This window comes from Mycobacterium sp. 155, from assembly GCF_000373905.1.
In the GTDB taxonomy this organism is placed as follows: Bacteria; Actinomycetota; Actinomycetes; order Mycobacteriales; family Mycobacteriaceae; genus Mycobacterium.
In genome coordinates this window covers 3,384,363-3,407,823 of sequence record NZ_KB892705.1, presented here as the reverse complement: position 1 = coordinate 3,407,823, position 23,461 = coordinate 3,384,363, and the positions used below count along the sequence as shown (strand labels likewise).

The following is a 23,461-nucleotide window of genomic DNA, read 5'->3' as shown; positions in this document are numbered from 1 at the left end:
ACCGGCGTCACATATTGTGGGCCCCATGCCAAGTCTTTCTGACCTGTCCGCGCAGGTGGCGGGGAAAGCCCAGCGATACCTAGACCGCGGCGCCGCCGAGTTGCACTACGCACGCAAGATGTTCGAGGCGGGCGCGCTGCGCCTGGAGCAGCCGCAGAACATGGCCGCGATGCTGGCCGACATCGTGCGCTGGGGTGAGTTCGGCATGATTCCCGCGCTCAACGCGCGTCGTCACCCCAACCGCATCGCGGTCATCGACGACGACGGCGAGCTGACCTTCGGTGAACTCGACGCCGCGGCTCATGCGGTCGCCAACGGCCTGCTGACCATGGGCGTCGGGGGCGGCGACGGCGTTGCCATCCTCGCCCGCAACCACCGGTGGTTCCTCATCGCGTTGTACGGTGCCGCCCGCACGGGAGCCCGGATCATCCTGCTCAACAGCGAGTTCTCCGGGCCACAGATCAAGGAGGTCGCCGAGCGCGAAGACGCCAAGGTGATCGTCTATGACGACGAGTACACCGAGGCCGTCGCACAGGCCGAACCGATGCTGGGCAAGCTACGTGCGCTGGGCAAGAACCCGGACAAAGAACAACCGTCGGGCAGCACCGACGAGACGCTGGCGGAGCTCATCGCCCGCAGCAGCCATAGCCCAGCCCCCAAGGTCACCAAACACTCGTCGATCATCATTCTGACCAGCGGAACCACCGGCACGCCGAAGGGCGCCAACCGCAGCACCCCGCCGTCGCTCGCGCCGATCGGTGGGGTGCTGTCGCATGTGCCGTTCAAAGCCGGTGAGGTCACGTCCTTGCCCGCGCCGATGTTTCACGCGCTGGGCTTTCTGCACGGCACCATAGCGATGATGCTCGGCACCACGCTGGTGCTGCGCCGCCGGTTCAAACCCGCCACCGTGCTGGCTGACATCGAAAAGCACAAGGTGACGGCCATGGTGGTGGTGCCCGTCATGCTGTCGCGCATCCTGGATCAGCTCGACCAGACTTCGCCCAAGCCGAACCTGTCCTCGCTGCGCATAGTCTTCGTCTCAGGTTCGCAGCTCGGTGCCGAGCTGGCCACGCGCGCGCTCAAGGATCTCGGCCCGGTCGTCTACAACCTGTACGGCTCCACCGAGATCGCGTTCGCGACCATCGCGCGGCCCAAGGATCTCTCGATCAACCCGGCCACGGTGGGTCCGGTGGTCAAGGGCGTGCGGGTGAAGATCGTCGACGACAACGGCAACGAGGTGCCCCAGGGGCAGGTCGGCCGCATCTTCGTCGGTAACACCTTCCCGTTCGAGGGCTACACCGGCGGAGGCGGCAAGCAGATCATCGACGGCATGCTGTCCTCGGGCGACGTCGGGTACTTCGACGAACACGGCCTGCTCTACGTGAGCGGCCGCGACGACGAGATGATCGTCTCGGGCGGTGAGAACGTGTTCCCGGCGGAGGTCGAGGATCTCATCAGCGGGCATCCCGAGGTGATCGAGGCAACGGCACTCGGAGTCGAGGACAAGGAGTGGGGTGCGCGGCTGCGGGCATTCGTGGTCAAGGCCGAGGGCGCCAGCGTCGACGAGGACGCCATCAAGGCCTATGTGAAGGACCATCTGGCACGGTACAAGGTGCCGCGGGAAGTGATCTTTCTCGATGAGCTGCCCCGTAACCCGACAGGCAAGATCCTCAAGCGCGAACTCCGCGACAGACCGGTGGAGTAATCCGACGAGACACACGGGCTGAGCGCTGCGCGTCGGCGGCGGTTACGCCGACGCGATCCTGACTTAGGGGTCTCAGGAGAGCAGCGCTGAACCCGGCACGGCCAGGCAGACCAGTGACAGCGCAAGCAGGAACCAGCCTGCGCCGTGCCAGATAGGCCAGGTACCACCGGCTTTCCACACCTGATAGGTGCGCACGAATCCGCCGACGCCTCCGACGAACAGCACGGTCGGCACCAGGATGGCGGACAGCAGCGAGTGGTCGCCGACAAACGCGTAGGACGCCAGAGCCAGACCGGCCACCGCCACGACACATACGACGTAAACCACCGCCGACCGGAACATCTGTGGGTCGTGCCAACGCTTTTCGACGTCGTTGGTCATCATCACGGGCCGCCGTTCACGTACCACGCCAGACATCCTGGCCTACCCCGGCAGGCAATGATGGCTCCGGCGTCGGGAGCTGCGCCGCGGATGTACGGCCTTCTGGGCTGTAGGTTGCAGTTCACAACGTAGGGGTTCCACGGAATGACGCCGTTTACACATGGGTCGGCGCGGGTTTCCGTGGGCCCCGGCGAGAGCTGCTGAATTACCGCTGTCGGAGCGATGACAACCGACAACGCAGCCGCACCCACCCATACAGGGCGCAGTACACCTTGCCTGAACGTCTTCATCACCAGTACCAACCGTTTGGGATGTCCGCCTATTTCGACGGTAGCACCGGATATCTCCGGCGAGCAGACGCTAAGGTCCCCAAAACCCGCGTTTTCCGGGACCTTAGCGTCTGCTCGCGCAGGGAAGTTCTCGCGCAGGGAAGTTACGGATCGCGCGGCAGCCCCAACAGCCGTTCGGCGATGATGTTGAGCTGCATCTCCGACGTGCCGCCGTAGATCGTGGTGGCCCGGCTGGCCAGCAGGTAGTCGGCCCACCGGCCCGGTTCCCGGGTGTTGTCCCCGATCGCCGCGGCGGTGCCGAACGACGCCACGGCGAACTCGGCATAGCCCTGACCCGTTTTCATCGACAGCAGCTTGGAAATGGCGGCCGCGGGCATGGCGTCGCCGCCGGCCAGGGTGAGCAGGGTCGAGCGCAGGTTGAGCACCCTGGCGGCGTGGCCCTCGGCGATCAGCTGGCCGGCCCGGTTCTGCTCGATCTGGTCGAAGTGCCCGGCGCGCAGGAATTCCACGAACTGGTCCAGGTTGGCCAGGAACGGTGGCTCGCTGCTGCCGATCGACACGCGCTCATTGGTCAGGGTGTTGCGGCTGACCTCCCAGCCGCGGTTCACCTCGCCGAGCACCATGCCGTCGGGGACGAACACGTCGTCGATGAACACGGTGTTGAATATCGCGTTACCGGTCAGCTCCCGCAGTGGCTTGATCTCGATGCCCGGCGACAACATGTCGAGCAGGAAGTACGTGATGCCGTTGTGTTTCGGAGCACTCGGGTCGGTGCGCGCCAGCAGCGCGCCCCAGGCCGAAAACTGGGCACCGGTGGTCCAGATCTTCTGCCCGGTGATCCGCCAGCCACCGTCGACCTTGGTGGCCTTGGTTGTCAGGCCGGCCAGGTCCGAGCCCGCACCGGGCTCGGAAAACAGCTGGCACCAGATCATTTCACCGCGGAAGGTGGGCGGTAGGAACCGCTGCTTCTGCTCGTCGGTGCCGAAGGCCACGATGGACGGAATGATCCACGTGGCGATGCCCATCTGCGGACGCCTCACCCGGCCCGCGGAGAACTCCTGCGCGATGACGATCTGCTCGATCGGTTCGGCCCCGCGGCCCCACGGCTTGGGCAGGTGGGGTTGCACCCAACCGCCCTCGGCGATGGCGACATTACGTTCATTGCGCGGAATCGCTTTGAGCGCAGAGACTTCCGCGCGAATATCCGCCCGCAGCTTCTCGGTGTCGGAATCCAGGTCGACGTCGACCGGACGCATACCGGTCGTCGTGGCGGTATCGACCACCCGCTGCGGGTAGTCGGCGGTCCGGCCAAAACCGGCGGCCAGCACCAGGGCCCGGCGGTAATAGATGTTGGCGTCGTGTTCCCAGGTGAAGCCGATGCCGCCGTGTACCTGGATGCAGTCCTGGGTGCAGTGCTGCGCGGCGGCCGGCGCCAAAGTGCCCGCGACGGCTGTGGCGAACTCGAAATGGGCTTCAGCCGAATCGTTCTCGCGTAGATCGTCAATGGCTCGAGCAGCATCCCAGACCGCACCGGCGGCCCGTTCGGTCTCGGCGATCATGCCTGCGCACTTGTGCTTGATGGCCTGGAACTGGCCGATGGGTCTGCCGAACTGCTCGCGGATCTTGGCGTAGGCAGTAGCGGTGTCGGTGGCCCAGCGGGCCACGCCGACGGCCTCGGCTGAGAGCAGCGTGGATATCAGCGCGTGGGCCAACGGCCGGCTGAGGTTGGAGAGCACCCGGGCTGCTTCGTCGTCGGAGCTCACCTCGACCGCGTTGGCGCGCACGTCGGCGAGCGGGCGCAGGGGGTCGACACTCTTGACGGGCTCGATCTCCAGGGAGTCGGCGTCGATGACCACCCATTCCTCGCCGGAATCGATCGCGACCGGAAGCACCAGGACCGAGGCCTGAGCAGCCGCGGGCACCGCGTGCACGTCGCCGCGGATCACCAGCCCGCCCCCGTGCCGGGTAGCGGTCAGACCGGAATCGATGGCGTAGGCCGCGATCACCTCGCCGGAGGCCAGCCCGGCCAACACTTTCGCGTCGGGATCGTGCGCGGCGATCAGCGCGCTGGCGATCGCCGACGGCACGAACGGCCCCGGAACCGCACCGTAACCGAACTCGGCCAGCACTATCGCCAGCTCCAGGATGCCGAAGCCTTGTCCGCCAACCGATTCCGACAGGTGCACGCCTTGCAGGCCCTGCTCGGCCGCGGCCTTCCAAAACAGTGGGGGGTTGGGGATGGGGCTTTCCCAATCGGCGTCCAACGCCTCGTGCAGCACCTCCGACGGTGCGACGCGGGCCACGAACGATCGGACCGAATCGGCGAGAGCGGTGTGCTCGGACGTGATGGCAATGGGCATGCGGTTCCTCCGTTGGCGGCATTTCCCTATTAACCGGTGGGTTGGGTTCGAGCGTACGCCCGGCTGCTCGCCGCCATCGTGGCGTCCTAGCTCACTTCGTTCACCACGTTCGCGAGGGGCTGACCGTCGTGGATGCGACGACAGTTGTCCACGGCCGCCTGCAGATAACGCCGCATGGTGTCGACCGTGTACCAGGACACATGGGGCGTGAGCACCACGTTCTCTAGATCCAGCAGAGGGTGTCCGGCGGGAATGGGTTCCGCCTCGAACACGTCCAGTCCTGCCGCCGCGATCCGCCCGGTGCCGAGCGCTTCGAGTAGGGCGGCTTCGTCGATGATCGGCCCGCGGGCGGTGTTGACGATCACTGATCCCGGCTTCATCGTGGCCAGCGCGGTCCGGTCCAGGAGCCCGCGGGTGGCGTCGGTCAACGGGGCGTGCAGTGACACGATGTCGCTGGTCGCCAGCAGCTCTGCGAGACTGCGCCAGCGGGGATGGCCGGTGTTGTGGGTGGTGGTATGCAGCACGCTGGCGTCCATCGCCGTGACGATCCGTTCGACCCGACGCGCGACGTTGCCGTAGCCGATCAATCCGACTGTGCAGCCGCCGATGTCGCGCACCGTCTCACCGAGAGTGACATCCGCGGGCCAGCCCTCGCCGGCACGCGTGTACTGGTCCAGCTCGATCAGTCGGCGCAGCGCGGCCAACATCAGCAGCACCGTGCCCTCGGCGACCGAGGCCGCATTCGCCCCGGGCATGTTGGCCACCAGGATGCCCAGTTGCGTGGCGGTCTCGACGTCGATGGTGTTCACCCCGGCGCCCATCTTGTGCACGAGCCGCAGCCGCAAAGCGCGCTGCAGGTCGTCGCCCGATATCGGCCGCAGAACGTGCCAGAGCACCTCTGTTTCAGGCAGCTCACGGTAGAAGGTCGCGTCGTCTTCGGCGGCGCAGAATCGTACGTCGAGCCAGTCTTTGTGTGGGGCAAGGAAATCCAGCACCCGGTCGCCGGGGATGAAATGCGCGAGTACCCGGACCGGGCCGGGGGTCACGGCCACCGATTCGCGATCCATCGTGCGATGGTATCGGCCAGCTCGTTGCTGGCGGTGGAGTAATGCTCGGTGTCGACCTACCGATTGACCCGAGGTCCATTACTGAGGACTAAAGACCTTAGTCATGACGTCATACCGTGGTTAGCCTCACCTAAATCGAGTGTCAATTCTCCGACGAAGGTAGCCAGCTATGACCGCCTCACTCCTGCCTCAGCAGCTTTCCGACGTCCCCGTCGGCGCCCGCTCAACCATCGTCGCAATCGCCGAAGACGCGCCCCGGCACATTGCGCTGAGGTTGCGACACTTGGGGTTTCGCGCAGGAAACATAGTCGACACGATCCGGGTCGCCCCGCTCGGCGATCCGGTCGCCTACCGCATACTCGGCTACGAAATGTGCCTGAGGTGCCACGAGGCACGCCACATCCAGGTCGTGGTGACCGCATGAGCGCCCCAGCCTGCCATTCGAACGGTGCGGTCGATGCGCCCGAGGGGCAGCAACGCATCGCGCTGGTCGGCAGCCCCAACGCGGGAAAGACCAGCGTCTTCAACCACCTGACCGGTCTGCGGGCCCGCACCGGCAATTATCCGGGTGTCACGGTGGCGCGCAGCGTCGGCACCGGCAAGCACACCTGTGCGCACTGCGGGACGGTGAAGTTCACCGTCGAGGATCTGCCGGGCAGTTACAGCCTGCATCCGGTCAGCCCGGACGAACAGGTGGTCGCCGACCTGCTGCACGGAGAGTTGCCCGGGATCACCGCCCCGGACGCCATTGCCGTCGTGGTGGACGTCACGGTGCTGGAACGGTCGTTGTCGCTGTTGGCCCAGGTGCTACGGCTGGACCTCCCGACGATGGTGATCCTGACCATGGTCGACGAGCTCACCAACCGGGGCGGCCATGTGGATACCGAACAACTCGCGACGGCGTTGGGGATCCCGGTGGTCGGGGTGGTGGGCAGCCGCGGTAAGGGGTTCGCGCCATTGCGCGAACTGTTGGCGGCGCCCGATAACTGGCCTCGCGTCCCGATCCCCCCGCCACGCGATGATGCCGAGTTCAACGCCTGGATCTCCTCTGTGCTCGCCGCGTCGAAATACCGTGCGCCCGAGGCCGACGGGCGCAGTGCCCGCGTCGACCGATTGTTGCTGCACCCGGTATGGGGGTCGCTGATCTTCATTGCGGTGATGTTCCTGTTCTTCCAGGTGATTTTCACCGTGGCTGCCCCGATCCAGGGTTTGATCGAGCAGTTGTTCGTGTGGTTGGCCGAGACGGTCGCCACGACCGTGCCCAACGAGACGATCGCCGGCCTGCTGGGTAACGGCGTCATCGGCGGTGTCGGTGCAGTACTGGTGTTCATCCCGCAGATCATGCTGATGTTCCTGCTGATCTCTCTGCTGGAGAACATCGGCTATATGGCGCGCGCCGCGTTCCTGGTCGACCGGATCATGGCCACCACCGGATTGGAGGGACGCGCGTTCGTGGCCATGCTGTCCTCGGTGGCCTGCGCGGTGCCGGGCATCATGGCCACCCGCACGTTGCCGTCGTCGCGGGATCGCATCGCCACCACCATGGCTGCGCCGCTCATGACGTGCTCGGCGCGCTTGCCCGTATACATCTTGTTCATCGCGTTGCTCGTCGACCCGGCTGCCCGCTGGGGTCCGGTCGGAATGCAGGGCCTGGTCATGTTCGGGCTTTACATCCTCGGTGGCGTCGCGGCGATGACGACCGCGTGGCTGTTCAAGCGGGTAGTGCTGGGCGGCGACATGCTGCCGTTCTACATGGAGCTACCGCCGTACCGATTCCCGTCGGCCAAGTCGGTGCTGCTGAGCATGTGGGACTCGGCAAAAGCGTTCCTGCGCAAGGCCGGAACCATCATCCTTGCCACCTCGGTCATCCTGTGGCTCCTGCTGAATCTACCGGCGCGCACCGATGAGATCGCCGGAATGGATCCCGTCGTCGCGGGCGCCTACGTGGTGGACAACTCGTTCGCGGCAGCGATCGGTAAGTTCATCCAGCCCGTCTTCGACCCGCTCGGCTTCGACTGGCGGATCTGCGTCGGGTTGATCGGCGCCATGGCCGCCCGCGAGGTGTTCGTCGCGACCATGGGTCAGATCTTCGCCGCGGGCGACCCGGAGAGCCCGATCGAAGCGGTGCGCACCGCGGTGTGGACCTCGGGGCCACACCAGGGCGAACTGCTCTTTTCTCCGCCGACGGTGGCCGCACTTCTGGTCTTCTTCGCGTTCGCTCTGCTGTGCATGTCGACGGTGGCCACGATCCGGCGCGAGACCAACTCCTGGCGCTGGCCGGTGATCGCGTGGTTGTACATGTTCGCGCTGGCGTGGGTCGGCGGGGTTGCGGCGCGCTACATCACGCTGTGGGTGACGTGATGCAGCTGCATCCGGAGGCGACCGCCGATCCGACGACGATGCGGTGGGTGACCGACGCGGTGTTGCCCGAGGACGCCGTGGCGGCGCTGTTGCGCGACGACGCCCTGGCTGCCGTCGATATCGGCCCCGGCGAGATCCGCACCCGGCTTGCCCCGGGGCACTCGTGGGCGGCCGACGGGCCCAGGGTGAGAACCGTGTTGTTCGAGGCGCTTTCCCGGACCGTTCCGCGGGATCTGCCGACGCGGATCGCGGCACTTCTGGCCCGGGAAGTGGGGACTTTGGTCTCCTCCCACGGCGGTGTCCTGCACGTAGTGTCGGTCCACGAGGACGTTGTCGAAGTGGCACTGGAAGGCGCGTGCGGCCGTTGCGCTCTACGTAGCCGCACATTGACGAGGTTGGTTGCCGACACTGTGCGGGCGGAGTTTCCGGAGATCCGCGAAGTCCGCGCGGTACGCACCTAGGAGAGGGAGTTAATGTCGTTACTGGCAGCACCTTTTGCGATCGCCCGCACGTTGGTCGCGACGTCGATGACGAGTGCCGAATTGGTGGGCTCGGCCGTGACCGCCGTTGCGGCGGGTCTGGCCGCCGACACCCTGGCGGCGACGCAGTCGGCGGCGGCCGTGCTCGGCGAGGCGGCCGGTGTCGGCCCGGCCCGGCGATTCACCTCCACCGAGATCACCCGCTGGATCGAGGTACGGGGGCTTGGCACTGACGGCGTCGCAGAGGCCGTCGGTGCCGCGTTACGGGCAACCCCCGGCGTCACCGCGGTTCACCTGAACGGGCCCACCGCACGCGTCGTCGTCACCGTCACCGGCACCGGACCCACGGCGCAGCAGTTGGCCCGCGTCATCGCCGCGGCCGAAGAGTCCTGCGGTGTAACGGGATCCTCGTCGCCGTCGTCGCTACCGGGTGACGACGCACTGGTCGCCACCAGAATGGTCGCCACAACGGTGTCGGCCGTGGGCCTCGGTGCCGCGGCGCTGGGCAGCCTGTTGCCGATTCGCGGTATCCCACGCTTGGTGGCCGCACCGGTCGCGATGGCCGACCATCATCCGAAAGTACGCCGGATCGTCGAGCGCAGGCTCGGTGTCGAGGGGGCCGACCTGGCGTTCGCGTGCGTCGGCGCTGTGACCGGTGCGTTGGGAGCCGCTCCGGCGTCCCTGTTGTCGGGCACCCTGACCCGGGCTATGCAGACCATGGAGGCCGTCAACGGGCGGCGGGCATGGGAGCGGATGGAACCATGCTTGACTGAGTTGGCCACCAAGTCCGGCGACATAGCAGTCGCGCGCCGCGGCGGCTGGCATCCCAAGACCGGTGCCAGGTATGCCGAGGGTTCCATCGGTGCGGGCATCGTCGGCGCGATGCTGCTCGGCGTGTTCACCGACCCGGACATCGCGGGTGCGGCTGCTGCGGTTGCCACCCCGAAACCTATTCGTTCCGTTCGTGAATCATTCTGCTGTGCGGTCAGCCGCGGCCTGCAGAACAACCACGGCGCCCTGGTGCTGCAGCCGCAGGCACTGCGCTGGCTGGCCGATCTGGACACCGTGGTGATCGATCCGCGCATCCTCTACACCGATTCCTACACCGTCAGCCGCGTGCGCGGTCTGCCCGACACCTCGCTGCGCGCGCAGGCTTGGGCCGCCGCCAATGACGCCCTGGAGGCCGGGGAGCTTTCCCCGGGCTGGAACGCGTTGTCGAACATCCCCGGTGCCGGTGAGGTCGGTGAGGCGCTGGTCAGTGCCATCCGCGACCCACTGGCCGCGGCCCTGGTCACCGAGGCACGCACGGCCGGCACCCGGGTCATCACGGTCGCCGACGACGGATTGCGTTCGCTCAAACAGGGTTTCGACGAACTCGTGCCCTGCGGTGCGTCGCTGGACGACACGTTGGCCGAGGTGGTTGCCGCGCTGCAGGCCGACGGGGCGAAGGTGACGCTGCTCTCGGCATCGGGTGATCGGGCCGCCCTGGATGCCGACCTGTCGGTCGGAGTGATGCGTGACGGTGGAACGCCGCCATGGGGTGCCGACATCCTGGTGCCCGATCTCGCCGCCGCCTGGCGCGTGCTGCGGACCCTGCCCGCAGCACGCGTCGCTGCCGACAAGGGCGTGTCGATGTCGGCGGGCAGCTCAGTGCTGGGCACACTCATGCTCATTCCCAGCGTGCCGGGCAGTGGCCCCGCATCGGTGGACATGACCGCGACCTTGGGTCTGTGGTCAGGATTCGGCCTGGGCCGCAAGGTGTTTGGTGAACCGCTGCCCAATCCGGAATCGGGGCACGACTGGTATGCCCTGCCCGTCGAGGAAATCGCCCGGTTGCTGCCGCGTCCGACCGATCCGACCCGCACCGAGTCGACTGCGTCGTCTCCCGGGCCCGTCGTCGGAATATGGCGTTCGGCGCGCGACTATGTCGCGACGATGCGCGCGGATCTGTCCGATCCGATGACCCCGGTTCTGGCGACCGGGGCGGTGGCCAGCGCACTGCTCGGCTCTCCGTTGGACGCATTGATGGTCGGTGCGGTGCTCCTCGGCAACGCCGCAATCTCCGCGCAGCAGACCGTGCACGCAGAACACCTGCTGGACCGGCTGCTGGCAGTTCAGGAACCACCTGCGCGACTCTTGGCCTGCGAGGGCGGCTTCCGCGAACTACCTTCTGCGGCTCTGCATCCCGGCGACCTGGTCGAGGTCCGCTCTGGCGAGGTCGTGCCGGCCGATCTGCGACTGCTGGAGGCCGACGGGGTCGAGGTCGACGAGTCCGCCTTGACCGGTGAATCCCTGCCCGTGGCCAAGGACACCGAGCCGACACCTGGCGCACCGCTGGCCGAACGCAGCGGCATGCTTCACGCCGGCACCACAATGGTGGCCGGCCGGGCTGTCGGCATCGTCGTCGGCGTCGGGCCGTCCTCTCAGATTCGCCGGGCGTTGGCGATGTCGCCGGTGCGTATCGGGGAGGTCGGACTCGCGGCGCAGCTGGGTGTGATCACCAAGAAGGCCCTCCCGTGGAGCCTGGCCGGCGGCGGGCTGGTCGGATTGTTGTCGCTGTTGCGGCGCACGCCGATTCGCGACACAGCCTCGGGAACGGTGTCGATCGCGGTGGCCGCGGTGCCCGAGGGGCTGCCACTGGTGGTGACGCTGGCCCAGTCGGCATCAGCCCGTCAGCTGACGGGATCCTCGGTGCTGATCCGCAATCCGCGCGCGATCGAGGCCTTCGCCCGGTTGGACGCGGTGTGCTTCGACAAGACGGGCACCTTGTCGGAGAACCGACTCAGGGTCACCGCCGTGCGGCCCCTCGACGGGTTCGTCGAGCATGACGTGCTCGCAGCCGCGGCAGCGACGATGGTGATCGGCGACGGCGTCCGACTCGAGCACGCCACCGACCAGGCTGTGCACGACGCAGCCGACGAACGCGGCATCCCGATCGACGGATTCGACGTGCTGCTGCCGTTCCAGTCCGACCGGCCCTTCGCCGCCGCGCTCGTCGGCACCCGCATCGTGCTCAAGGGCGCTCCCGACGTTCTGGTGCGTGCCTTCGCTGTTCCCGACAGCTCGATGGAGACAGCGTTGGATGCGATGGCCGCAGACGGGCTGCGGGTGCTGGCCGTTGCCTACCGTGACGTGACCGCAACGCAAGCGCGGGAGGCCGCGGCGGATCCCGCTGCTTTCGAGGCACTGTGCCGGACCCAGCTGTGTCCGCTCGGATTGCTCGGGCTGGCAGACACTCCGCGGCAGGGCGCTCGTGAGCTGTTGGAGGAACTGCAATCACGCGGGATCGGCGTCAAACTCATCACCGGCGACCACCCGCTCACCGCTGCCGTGATCGCCGGACAGCTCGGTCTTCCGGTGACCACCGACGAGGTGCTCACCAGTGCCGAGTGGGATGCGATGACGGTCCCGGAGCGCAGCCGGGCCGCGCAGCACTATCGCGTGTTCGCGCGAATGTCGCCCGAGCACAAGGTCGAAGTGGTGCAGGCGCTCGAGTCGGTGGGTGTGGTGACCGCGATGGTCGGTGACGGGGCCAACGACGCCGCGGCCATCCGAGCCGCGTCCGTCGGGGTGGGTGTGGTGTCGGCGGGCAGCGACCCTGCCCGCATGGCAGCCGACGTCATGCTGCTCGACGGTCAGATCGGCGCACTGGTGTCAGCCCTCGACGAGGGCGAGCAGCTGTGGCGACGGGTGCAATCCGCGGTGTCAATGTTGTTGGGACACAACGTCGGTGAGGTCACATTCGGAGTGATCACGTCGTTGCTGACGGGCCGGCCCGCGCTGTCGGCGCGCCAGATGCTGCTGGTCAACATGCTCACCGATGCGCTGCCCGCGGCGGCGGTCGCCGTCAGCACCCAGGTGCCCCGCGATGGCGTCGCACATCACGACGAGGCGTCGATCTGGCGGGCGGTCGCGGTACGCGGGGTGTTCACCACGCTGGGGGCGACGCTGGCCTGGGCAATGGCGCTCCCGACGGGGTCGCGACAGCGCGCGGCCACGGTGGCCCTGATCGGGCTGGTGCTGTCACAGATGATGCAGACACTCTCGGATTCGCATGGGCCGTTGGTGATCGCCACGAATGTGGGAACCGTGACGGTGATGGCGGGGATCATCAGCACACCGGGGCTGAGTCAGTTGTTCGGGTGCACGCCCGTCGGTCCGATTGGCTGGGGTCAAGCGGTTGTCTCGGCCCTGCTCGCCGGTGGCGTGGCCACCCTCCTGCCCGGTGTGATCGATCGGGTCGCCGAGAGGCTCTCAGTCATCGATGGCGAGGACGCCGACGCGCACCAGGAGGGTGTAGACATGCTCGACGGCGGGGGTCAGGAGGCGGACACCGGAATCCAGCAGGGTGTCGGTGCCGAGCTTTCGCATGACGTCGTCCACACGAGTGAGCCTAATCCCGTGTCGCGCGATAAGGAAGGGTTGCCTAACTAATGTTGAATTCTGTTCGCGATTTCGTGACCTCGCACAACGATGTCTCCAAGGCCGTCCACGCGGCGGAGAAGTTCTCGGTCACATTGCCGGTGGTAGGCAAGGTCTCGGTACCGCCGCCGAAGCACATGGCGTTCTACAGCGTGCTCGGCGTCCTCGGAGTCACCGAATTGATCCCGTGGCCGGTCGCCCTCGGCATCGGCGTCGGACACGCGCTCACGGTGCGCGGCTCGGGGAATGGCGAATCGGGGAAACCGGCGTCCCCGCCGGAAGCTGCGGGTGACTCGACCGCCGAGGCCTGAAACCGAAACGGCTTCACCGCCACCGGTTCGCGATCCGTCGGGCGATGGTGTCGGCCGAGCACTGGGTCTTGGCGCACCGCACGGGGTCTTGTCGCACCGGCTTTGTCACGCTGGAGTGGCTGTCGCCGCCGACAGCCACTCCAGCGTGACAACGGGGGACGGTGGCGGGGCAGCGGGGGACGGCGCGGGCGCCCGTCGACCGTGGCAACCACGGGCTTTGTCACGGCAGAGTGGCTGTCGGTGCTGAGTGCCACTCCAGCGTGACAACGGGGGACGGTGGCGGGGCAGCGACGCAAGGGGGCAGCGTGACAACGGGGAGGGCTCCGCAGTGGGGAGGGCTCAGGCGCCTTTGACCGCCTCGACGAAATAGCCGCGCGGGACGTTCGGCACATCCAGCGGCACCGCGGGGGCGAACCACCGGTTCCAGCGGTTGCCCGGTTCGGCCACGTCGGTGACGACGGCCGACCAGCCCAGCCGCTCGCTCAGCTCTCCGGGCTCATCGGTGCCGAACAGCCACGGCGCACTGTTGCGGGCCATGTGTTCACGGACCGCCGCCAGCATCACGTTGTCCAGCAAGGTTTTGCCGACCACGTCGTAGAGCAGCACCGAACCGGATGCCGAGGTTGCGTCGACGCGCTCGAACAAAGTGTGCACCGCGGATGCGTCAAGGTACTGGAGTAGTCCTTCGATCAGCCAGACCGTTGGGCGTTGCGGGTCGAACCCTGCCGCACGAAGCGGACCTGTCCAGTCGTCGGCGAGGTCGACGCCGATTGCCACTCGCCGGCAACGCGGCTCCTCACCGGCGAGCGCCTCGGCCTTGGCGGCGATCACCGCGGGCTGGTCGAGCTCGTAGAGCGTAGTACCGTCGGGCCACGGCAGCCGGTATGCCCGCGCGTCCATCCCGGCTGCCAGGATCACCACCTGGTCGACCGTCGCGACCGCGCGCAGCAATGCCTCGTCCCAGAACCGGGTGCGGACCACGATCTGCAAGGTGGTCTTGTCGCCGGCGGTGGCGACGGCCTCCTCGAGCAGTTGTCGGCCGGATTCGCCGGCCAGCCTGTCGGCGAATGGATCGGTGAACAGCCGGTCTTCGCGTTGGGTTTCCTTGGCTCGGATGGCGGCCACCAGCAATCCGGTGTCGGCCACGCCCTGTCGAGAACTCATAGCGCCATCATGCGGGGCCGGTTGACGGGCCGTCTTGGCGGCGTGCCTGTACCAGGCTGCCGCGTGCGGGAGTTCCCGTGCATCGGCGGCTGGTGCAGCAGGCTTGTCAGCTTCGGCGCGTACCCTCGCGGCCGTGAGCAGCCGTACCGATAAAGACACTTGGGACATCTCCACCAGCGTCGGCCAGACCGCGTTATTCGTCGCCGCGGCAAGGGCTTTGGAAGCGCAGAAGCCTGACCCGCTGGCCGTCGACCCGTATGCCGAGGTGTTCTGTCGCGCAATCGGCGGCGCCGCGGCCGCTGTCCTCGACGACGCCGACGCGGACTTCCCGCTACGCACCGAGTGGGGCGGACATTTCGTCAATTTCCAAGGGGCCCGCACCCGGTACTTCGATGACTACTTTCAGCGCGTCGCGCAGGCCGGTGTGCAGCAGATCGTGCTGCTGGCGGCGGGCCTGGATTCCCGGGCCTACCGGTTGTCCTGGCCCGCGGGCACCGTCGTCTACGAACTCGACCAGCCCCGTGTGCTGCAGTTCAAACGGGAGACGATGAGTAGCCACGGTGACGCGCCGACGGCCGAGCGTCGCGAGATCGCCGTTGATTTGCGCGACGACTGGCCACAGGCACTGCGCGGCCGCGGTTTCGACCCGTCGAAGCCGTCGGCGTGGATTGCCGAGGGCCTGCTGATCTATTTGCCGGCAGCCGCGCAGGAGCAGTTGTTCGCGGGTATCGACACCTTGGCGGCCCCCGGCAGCTTCGTCGCGGTCGAGGAGGCGGTACCGATGGACCGTGAGGTGTTCGAGGCCAAGCGCGCCGAAGGCCGGGTCTCCGGGCAGGACACCGAATTCTTCTCGCTGGTCTACAACGAGCGGCACGCCCCCGCTGAACAGTGGTTCTCCGAGCGTGGCTGGACCGCGACCACTACTGGCCTTTCGGACTATATCCACCGGCTGGGCCGAGAACTGCCTGATCCTGGCACTGATGCTCGGCAGATGATCGACTCGAACAATCTGGTCACCGCCCACAAGAAGTGAGCCGGATCACGTCTCTGACCGATACCGTGCGTCTCGACACTTAAGTTATGCAATGCTAACTTCAGCCGAAAGTTAGCTTAGGCATACATAAGGGAGAAAACGGGTGCGTCAATCGCTCCCGCGCACACATATGGGTAGTAATACGCTCGCCGCTCCAGCTCAAAGAGCACCCCGGCTCGACCGCGATGTGGTCAGCCGGTTTGCCACATGTTGTCGTGCGCTCGGTCTGACGGTCAATGACCGGCAGCGCCCTGCCGATCTGGCCGCGGCCAGGTCCGGGTTTGCCGGGCTGACCCATATCGCACACGATCACTGCGACGCCTGGATCGGGTTCGCCGCCGCGGGCGACGTGTCCGGACCGGTCATCGACTCGGTGTGGCGCACGGTAGCGAGCGCAGGGGTACTGCAACGCGAGATCGACCTCGCGGCCGGCGACCTCGGATTCAGCTACGACACCGGGCTATACCTGGCGTTCCGGGCCACTGGACCGGACGATTTCCAGCTCGCGTATGCCGCACGGCGGTGCGCCGCGGGTGAGTTGGCCGAGGCTGACGCACTGGCCGACGAGGTTGCGACGCGGCGACCGGGCTGGTTCAACGCGCGCTGGCTGCGGGTGGCGATCAATCACCGCGCGCAGCGCTGGTCGGATGTGGTGCGCCTGCTGACGCCGGTGGTGACCGACAAGTCCCTCGACGACGTGACCGCGCATGCGGCCAAGACCACCCTGGGTATCGCATTGGCCCGGTTGGGCATGTACGCGCCCGCCCTCTCTTACCTGGAGGAGCCATCAGGACCGATCGTGGTGGCTGCCGTCGATGGTGCGCTGGCCAAGGCCCTGACCCTGCGCGGCCAGGCTGAGGACGAGGACGCCAACGAAGTGCTGCAGGATCTGTTCGCAGCCCATCCGGAGAACGCCCAGGTCGAAGAGGCGTTGTCGGACCCGACGTTCGGACTGGTCACCACCACCTCGGCGCGCATCGACGCCAGGAGCAATCCGTGGGATCCGGCGACTGAGCCGACCGAGGACGAGTTCATCGACCCCGGCGCCAAGGAGCGCAAGGCGCATCTGCTGATCGAGGCCGAGTCCGAGCTCGCCGAGTTCATCGGCCTGGAAGAAGTGAAGTTTCAGGTGGCCCGGCTCAAGAGTTCGGTGGCGATGGCCATCCGGCGCCAGGAACGCGGCCTGACCGTCGCTCAGCGGACCAACCACCTGGTGTTCGCCGGACCGCCCGGGACCGGTAAGACCACCATCGCCCGCGTCGTTGCCAAGATCTATTGCGGCCTAGGCCTTTTGAAGAAGGAGACGGTTCGCGAGGTGCACCGTGCCGACCTGATCGGCCAGCACATCGGTGAGACCGAGGCGAAGACCAACGCGATCATCGACAGCGCCCTTGATGGCGTGCTGTTCCTCGACGAGGCCTACGCGCTGGTCTCCACGGGCGCCAAAAACGACTTCGGTTTGGTCGCGATCGACACCCTGCTCGCCCGGATGGAGAACGACCGCGACCGTCTGGTGGTCATCGTCGCCGGCTACCGCAAGGATCTGGACAACTTCTTGGACACCAACGAGGGGCTGCGGTCGCGTTTCACCCGCAGCATCGACTTTCCGTCGTACAACTCGTCGGAGCTGGTGGAGATCGCCGTGCGGATGGCCGAGAAACGCGACAGCGTGTTCGAGACCGAAGCACACGACGACATGGAGAAGCTGTTCGCTCACCTCGCCGAGGCCACCACACCCGACGCCAACGGGGTGTCGCGGCGCAGCCTCGACATCGCCGGCAACGGCCGGTTCGTCCGCAACCTGGTGGAGCGTTCCGAGGAGGAACGCGAATACCGGCTGGACCACTCTGAACAGGACGACTTCACCGACGAGGAGATGATGACGATCACGGCCGGTGACGTCCGTAATTCCGCTGCTCCGCTGCTGCGCGGCCTCGGTTTGACGGTGCCCGAATGACCGCGCCGGGACCAGGGCGTGCCTACGAGCGCTCGCGCGAGGAGACATCGTGACCGATCGGCGTTCGTTCAGTTCGCGCACCCCGGTCAACGAGAACCCCGATCGGGTGCAGTACCGCCGTGGCTTCGTCACGCGCCATCAAGTGACCGGTTGGCGGTTTGTCATGCGCCGCATCGCGTCTGGCGTGGCGCTGCACGACACCCGCATGCTGGTCGACCCTCTGCGCGGCCAGAGCCGCGCCGTAGTGACCGGCGCGCTCATCGTCGTCACCGGCTTGATCGGCTGTTTCGTCTTCTCGCTGATCCGCCCCGGCGGGGTCGCGGGCCAGGACAAGATACTTGCCGACCGGTCCACCGCGGCGCTCTACGTGCTGGTCGGGGAGCAGTTGCACCCGGTGCTCAACCTGACCTCGGCACGGCTGATCGCCGGTGCCGCGGACAATCCCACCACCGTCAAGACCAGCGAGATCGACAAATACCCGCGCGGCAACCTGCTGGGCATCCCCGGCGCTCCCGAGCGCATGGTGCAGAGCACCTCCCGCGACGCGGATTGGACGGTGTGTGACGCGGTTTCAGGCGCTGTCACCGGCGTCACGGTGCTGGCCGGCGCGCCCAGCTCCGACGGTGAGCGCGCGGTATCGCTGCCCTCCGATCAGGGGGTGCTGGTGCACAACGACTCCGGCCCCAACCCGGGTGACTGGCTGCTGTGGGACGGCAAGCGCAGCCCGATCGATGTGGGCAACCGTGCGGTCACCGACGCGCTAGGCCTCGGCGCCGACATCCCGGCACCCCGCCCGATCGCGGCCGGGTTGTTCAACGCGATCCCCGAGGCGCCCGCGCTGGCCGCACCCGCCATCGCAGAGGCGGGTGCGCCGCCGCGTTTCGAACTGCCGATCCAGGTACCCGTCGGCGCCGTGGTGACCGCATATGCCGCGGACAACAGCCTGCGGTACTACGCAGTGCTGGCCGATGGCCTGCAGCCGGTGTCCCCGGTACTGGCCGCGATCCTGCGCAACACCAACTCCTACGGTCTCGAGCAGCCGCCACGGCTGGGTCCCGACGCGGTCGCGGGAGCACCCGTCTCGCGACGTATCGATACTGCGGCCTTTCCCCAACAGCCGATCACCCTGGTGCAGGCTTCGGCAGACCCGGTCACGTGTGCCCGATGGACGAAACCCGATGGCGCGGTTGAGAGTTCGCTGATGCTGTTGTCGGGAGCGACGTTGCCGGTGCCGAACGGCCTGCACACCGTCGACCTGGTCGGCGCGGGCAGCAACGGAACGGCCGACCGCGTCGCCCTGACGCCGGGCACCGGATACTTCGTGCAGACCGTCGGTGCCGAACCCGGCTCGCCGACAGCGGGCTCGCTGTTCTGGGTGAGCGACACCGGCGTGCGGTACGGCATCGAAACTGCCGGTGACGACAAAGTCGTTGGCGCACTTGGCCTCAGCAACCCTGCCCTACCCATTCCGTGGTCGGTGCTGGCGCAGTTCGCGGCCGGCCCCACCCTGTCCCGCGGCGACGCACTGGTGGCGCACGACGCCCTGTCGGCCGATTCGAGCCCGGCCCGGTTGGAGACTCGTTCATGAGCAGGTTGATCTTCGAACACCAGCGTCGCGTCGCGCCGCCGACCACCCGCAAGGGCACCATCACCATCGAACCGCCACCGGAATTGCCGCGAGTGGTTCCGCCGTCGCTCTTGCGTCGGGTGTTGCCGTATCTCATCGTCATCCTGATCGTCGGCATCATTGTGGCGTTGGTGGCCACCGGTATGCGGCTGATCTCGCCGACCATCCTGTTCTTCCCGTTCGTGATGCTGCTGGCTGCCACCGCGCTGTACCGCGGCGGCGGTGACAAGATGCGTACCGAGGAGGTCGACGCCGAGCGCGCCGACTACCTGCGCTACCTGTCGGTGGTGCGCGACAACGTCCGAGCCCACGCCGCCGAACAGCGCGCGGCCCTGGAGTGGTCGCACCCGGTGCCCGAGGTGCTGGCCACCATTCCCGGCACCCGCAGGCAGTGGGAGCGGGACCCGAGCGACCGTGATTTTCTGGTGCTGCGCACCGGATTGCACGATGTCCCACTGGATGCCGCGATGCGCGTCAAGGACACCGTCGACGAGATCGATCTGGAACCGGTGTCGCACAGCACCCTTCGTGGGCTGCTCGACGTACAGCGCACTGTCCGCGATGCGCCCACCGGTATCGACGTCGCCAAGCTGGCCCGCATCACCGTTCTCGGCGATGAAGACGAGGTGCGCGCCGTCGTACGGGCCTGGATTGCCCAGGCCGTGACCTGGCACGACCCCACCATGCTCGGTATCGCTTTGGCCTCGCCCGGCGTCGATTCAGAAGACTGGTCGTGGCTGAAATGGCTTCCACACGTTGATATCTCGGGTCAAGCCGACGGTGTAGGCCCGGCCCGTTACCTAGCTGCGAACGTGACCGAGTTGCATGCGCTGCTGCAACCGGCGCTCGCCGACCGGCCACCATTCCCGGGGGACACCGACCTGGCCGCAAAGCATCTGCTGGTGATCATCGACGACCCCGAGGCGGACCCCGACGACATCGCCCGGCGACCCGGCCTGGCCGGTGTGACGGTGATCCACCGTTCGACGACCCTGCCCAACCGCGAGCAGTATCCCGATCCCGAGCGGCCCATCCTGCGGATCGGCGACGGCCGTATCGAGCGCTGGCAGAGCGGCGGGTGGCAGTCCTACGTCGACCGCGCCGACGAGATGCCTGCCGCCGAAGCCGACCACATCGCCCGCAGACTGTCGCGCTGGGACTCCAACCCGGGTCATGTGCGGTCCACGTCGACCGGCGGCGCGACCTTCACCACGTTGCTCGACATACCCGACGCTTCGGCGTTGGATGTGGCGGCCCTGTGGGCACCGCGACCCCGCGACGAGGAACTGCGGGTTCCCATCGGCGTCACCGCCACCGGCGAGCCGCTGTACTTCGACCTCAAGGACGAGGCCGAGGGCGGTATGGGCCCGCACGGTCTGATGATCGGTATGACGGGTTCCGGCAAATCGCAGACCCTGATGTCGATCCTGTTGTCACTGTTGACAACCCATTCCGCCGATCGGCTGATCGTGATCTACGCCGACTTCAAGGGTGAGGCCGGCGCCGACATCTTCCGCAACTTCCCGCAGGTCGTCGCGGTGATCTCGAACATGGCCGAGAAGCGGTCGCTGGCCGACCGGTTCGCCGACACATTGCGCGGCGAGGTGGCCCGCCGGGAACAGCTGCTCAAGGAAACCGGCCGCCGGGTGCAGGGCAGCGCCTTCAACTCGGTGACCGAGTACGAAGCGGCGATCGCTGCCGGACATGACCTGCCGCCCATACCGACACTGTTCGTGGTGGCCGACGAGTTCACGCTCATGCTCGCCGACCATCCTGAATACGCCGAGCTATTCGACTACGTCGCGCGCAAGGGTCGTTCGTTCCGGATCCACATCTTGTTCGCATCCCAGACGCTGGATGTCGGACGGATCAAGGACATCGACAAGAACACCTCGTACCGGATCGGTCTCAAGGTCGCCAGCCCGAGCATTTCGCGACAGATCATCGGAGTCGAGGACGCCTACCACATCGAATCCGGCCGCGACCACAAGGGCGAAGGCTTCCTGGTGCCCGCGCCGGGTGCGGTGCCGATCAAGTTCCGCGGCACCTACGTCGACGGCATCTACGATCCGCCGAAAGTGGAGAAGTCGATTGTGGTGCGGGCACTTCCAGCGCCGCAGTTGTTCACGGCAAGCCGCGTGGAGCCGGAACCAGACACGATCGTTGCCACGGGTGACGACCAGGACGACTTGATCGCACCCCCGCCACGCAAACTGATCACCACGATCGGTGACCAGCTGGCACAGTACGGTCCGCACGCACCCGAGCTGTGGTTGCCGCCGCTCGATGAGGCCATCCCACTCGACGATCTGCTGGCCCGCACCGGGATCGACGCCGGCCAGTTGCGCTGGCCGCTCGGTGAGATCGACAAGCCGTTCGAGATGCGCCGCGACGCGCTGGTCTTCGACGCCAACTCGTCGGCTGCCAACGTGCTGATCCATGGCGGACCGCGATCAGGCAAATCGACTGCGCTGCAAACGTTCATCCTGTCTGCGGCTGCGCTGCACACGCCGCGCGAGGTGACGTTCTACTGCCTGGACTACGGCGGTGGTCAGCTGACCGGGTTGCAGCACCTGGCCCATGTCGGAAGTATTGCCACCCCGCTGGAACCCGAGCGGATCCGCCGCACCTTCGGCGAGTTGGAGCAGCTGCTGCGGGCGCGGCAGAAGCAGGGTTCTGTGAATCGCGGGGGCGGCTCCGCCGGAAATTTTGAAGACGGCTACGGCAACGTGTTTCTGGTCATCGACAACCTGTACGCGTTCAGCCGCGACAACACCGATACCTTCAACACCCGTAACCCATTGCTGGCCAAGGTGACCGAACTGGTCAACATCGGCCTGGCCTACGGCATCCACGTCGTCATCACGACGCCGAACTGGCTTGAGGTGCCGCTGGCGATGCGTGACGGCCTGGGACTGCGGCTCGAACTGAAACTGCACGACGCACACGACAGCATCGTGCGGGTGGTGGGGGCACTGCGCCGTCCGGCCGAGTCGGTGCCTGCCGACCAACCGGGTCGTGGTCTGACCATGGCGGCCGAGCATTTGCTGTTCGCCCAACCGGCACCGGCGGGGAAGAGCGGAGCGACCGGGGAATCGATGGAGCGCGACATCGCCGTCATCAACGCCCGGCACCCCGGTGTCAGTGCGCCACCGGTGCGACTGCTGCCCGCCGAGCTGGCACCCGCCGCGGTTGCCCCGCTGTACCCGGCGCCCGAGACGGTGGTCATCGGGCAACGCGAAGAGGATCTGGCTCCGGTAGCCATCGATTTCGCGAACAACCCGCTGCTGACCGTGTTCGGCGACTCCAAATCCGGCAAGACAACACTGCTGCGGCACATCATCCGGACCATCCGGGAGAACTCGCTTCCGGATGAAGTCGCGTTCACGGTCATCGACCGCAGGCTGCACATGGTCGACGAACCACTGTTCCCGGACAACGAGTACACGGCCAACATCGACCGGGTGCTGCCCGCGATGCTGGGGCTCTCCGCACTTATCGAAAAGCGCCGTCCGCCTACCGGTTTGAATCCACAGGAGCTCAGCGGATGGAGCTACCGGGCTAATCCGGGGGGCCACACGCACTATCTGATCGTCGACGACGTCGACCAGATTCCCGACGGCCCGTCGGTCAGCGGTCCGTTCGCCGGGCAGCGACCGTGGACCAACGTCGTCGGTCTGCTGTCCGAGGCGTCGGACCTCGGACTACGCGTCATCGTCACGGCCCGGGCCACCGGGTCAGCCCACGCGGTGATGACCGCGCCGCTGCTGCGCCGGCTCAACGACCTACAGGCGACCACACTGATGCTGTCGGGCAATCCGGCTGACAGCGGCAAGATCCGCGGCCACCGGTTCGCCCGGTTCCCCGCGGGCCGCGGCATGTTGCTCGGTGACGCTGACACACCCGAATTCGTACAGCTGGTCAACCCGTTCGGTGCCGGGACCGCGCTGTCGGCGAACAACGGAATCAACACCACAGGAAAGGAATACCGATGACATTGCTGGTAGTCCCGGAAGGGTTGACCGCGGCGAGTTCGGCCGTCGAGGCGCTGACCGCTCGGCTGGCCGCGGCCCACGCCGCGGCCGCACCGGTGATATCCGCGGTGGTTCCACCCGCCGCCGATCCGGTCTCCTTGCAGACAGCAACGGGTTTCAGTGCTCACGGGGCTGAGCACAACGCGGCCGCAGCCCAGGGCGTTGAGGAACTCGGTCGATCGGGTGTCGGTATCGGCGAGTCCGGAGCGAGCTATGCCACCGGTGATGCGATGGCGGCGGCGTCGTACCTGATCGCAGGCGGTATCTGAG

The 23,461-nt window shown here is 67.0% G+C and carries 15 protein-coding genes; 11 read left to right on the top strand and 4 right to left on the bottom strand.

What is annotated here, in order from left to right:
• Positions 1-25: 25 nt before the first annotated feature.
• Positions 26-1,705 carry a long-chain-fatty-acid--CoA ligase FadD2 gene (gene fadD2, locus B133_RS0116265; protein WP_026256510.1) on the top strand — a complete coding sequence of 560 codons (1,680 nt, stop codon included), beginning with the start codon at positions 26-28 and terminating at the stop codon, positions 1,703-1,705.
• A 72-nt stretch (positions 1,706-1,777) separates the two neighbouring features.
• Here the strand turns inward: fadD2 and B133_RS0116260 are convergent, their stop codons facing one another.
• The 3 genes from B133_RS0116260 to B133_RS0116250 form a co-directional block, all read right to left on the bottom strand.
• Positions 1,778-2,086, bottom strand: a complete 309-nt coding sequence (locus B133_RS0116260; RefSeq protein WP_026256509.1) for a hypothetical protein — start codon at positions 2,084-2,086, stop codon at positions 1,778-1,780.
• Between the two features lie 433 nt (positions 2,087-2,519).
• The gene (locus B133_RS0116255) at positions 2,520-4,736 is read right to left on the bottom strand and encodes an acyl-CoA dehydrogenase (RefSeq protein WP_018602539.1); all 2,217 of its coding nucleotides are present in this window, start codon (positions 4,734-4,736) and stop codon (positions 2,520-2,522) included.
• A gap of 86 nt (positions 4,737-4,822) precedes the next feature.
• Positions 4,823-5,803: a 2-hydroxyacid dehydrogenase gene (locus B133_RS0116250; RefSeq protein WP_018602538.1), complete on the bottom strand. Its 981-nt coding sequence runs from the start codon at positions 5,801-5,803 to the stop codon at positions 4,823-4,825.
• Positions 5,804-5,972: 169 nt separating this feature from the next.
• Between B133_RS0116250 and B133_RS0116245 the strand changes: the two genes are divergently transcribed.
• The 5 genes from B133_RS0116245 to B133_RS0116225 are packed head-to-tail and all read left to right on the top strand — an operon-like array spanning position 5,973 to position 13,376.
• A complete protein-coding gene (locus tag B133_RS0116245; protein ID WP_018602537.1) occupies positions 5,973-6,227 on the top strand; it encodes a FeoA family protein in 255 nt (84 codons plus the stop codon).
• Entirely contained in the window at positions 6,224-8,164 is a 1,941-nt protein-coding gene (gene feoB / locus B133_RS0116240; protein WP_018602536.1) for a ferrous iron transport protein B, read from the top strand. The genes B133_RS0116245 and feoB overlap by 4 nt, the downstream gene beginning before the upstream one ends.
• Positions 8,164-8,625 (top strand): NifU family protein, encoded by a 462-nt coding sequence (locus B133_RS0116235; protein ID WP_232423369.1) that lies wholly within the window; start codon positions 8,164-8,166, stop codon positions 8,623-8,625. Before feoB ends, B133_RS0116235 begins: the two co-directional genes overlap by 1 nt.
• Positions 8,626-8,637: 12 nt before the next feature.
• Positions 8,638-13,077 carry a cation-translocating P-type ATPase gene (locus B133_RS0116230; RefSeq protein WP_018602534.1) on the top strand — a complete coding sequence of 1,480 codons (4,440 nt, stop codon included), beginning with the start codon at positions 8,638-8,640 and terminating at the stop codon, positions 13,075-13,077.
• Positions 13,077-13,376, top strand: coding sequence for a hypothetical protein (locus B133_RS0116225; protein ID WP_018602533.1), 300 nt, complete (start codon positions 13,077-13,079; stop codon positions 13,374-13,376). Before B133_RS0116230 ends, B133_RS0116225 begins: the two co-directional genes overlap by 1 nt.
• A gap of 339 nt (positions 13,377-13,715) precedes the next feature.
• Here the strand turns inward: B133_RS0116225 and B133_RS0116220 are convergent, their stop codons facing one another.
• Positions 13,716-14,540, bottom strand: a complete 825-nt coding sequence (locus tag B133_RS0116220) for an SAM-dependent methyltransferase (RefSeq protein ID WP_026256507.1) — start codon at positions 14,538-14,540, stop codon at positions 13,716-13,718.
• A 133-nt stretch (positions 14,541-14,673) separates the two neighbouring features.
• On the opposite strand from B133_RS0116220, the gene B133_RS0116215 reads away from it, so the two are divergent.
• The 5 genes from B133_RS0116215 to B133_RS0116195 all read left to right on the top strand — a co-directional run bounded on the left by B133_RS0116215 (position 14,674) and on the right by B133_RS0116195 (position 23,460).
• Complete coding sequence (locus tag B133_RS0116215) at positions 14,674-15,573, top strand: class I SAM-dependent methyltransferase (RefSeq protein WP_018602531.1); 900 nt, start codon at positions 14,674-14,676, stop codon at positions 15,571-15,573.
• Positions 15,574-15,760: 187 nt separating this feature from the next.
• On the top strand, positions 15,761-17,530 hold the full coding sequence (eccA, locus tag B133_RS0116210; RefSeq protein ID WP_018602530.1) for a type VII secretion AAA-ATPase EccA: 1,770 nt from the start codon (positions 15,761-15,763) through the stop codon (positions 17,528-17,530).
• A gap of 49 nt (positions 17,531-17,579) precedes the next feature.
• Positions 17,580-19,118, top strand: coding sequence for a type VII secretion protein EccB (gene eccB / locus B133_RS0116205; protein WP_018602529.1), 1,539 nt, complete (start codon positions 17,580-17,582; stop codon positions 19,116-19,118).
• On the top strand, positions 19,115-23,152 hold the full coding sequence (locus B133_RS0116200; protein ID WP_018602528.1) for a type VII secretion protein EccC: 4,038 nt from the start codon (positions 19,115-19,117) through the stop codon (positions 23,150-23,152). Before eccB ends, B133_RS0116200 begins: the two co-directional genes overlap by 4 nt.
• Positions 23,149-23,460 (top strand): PE family protein, encoded by a 312-nt coding sequence (locus tag B133_RS0116195; RefSeq protein WP_018602527.1) that lies wholly within the window; start codon positions 23,149-23,151, stop codon positions 23,458-23,460. The genes B133_RS0116200 and B133_RS0116195 overlap by 4 nt, the downstream gene beginning before the upstream one ends.
• Position 23,461 lies beyond the last annotated feature (1 nt).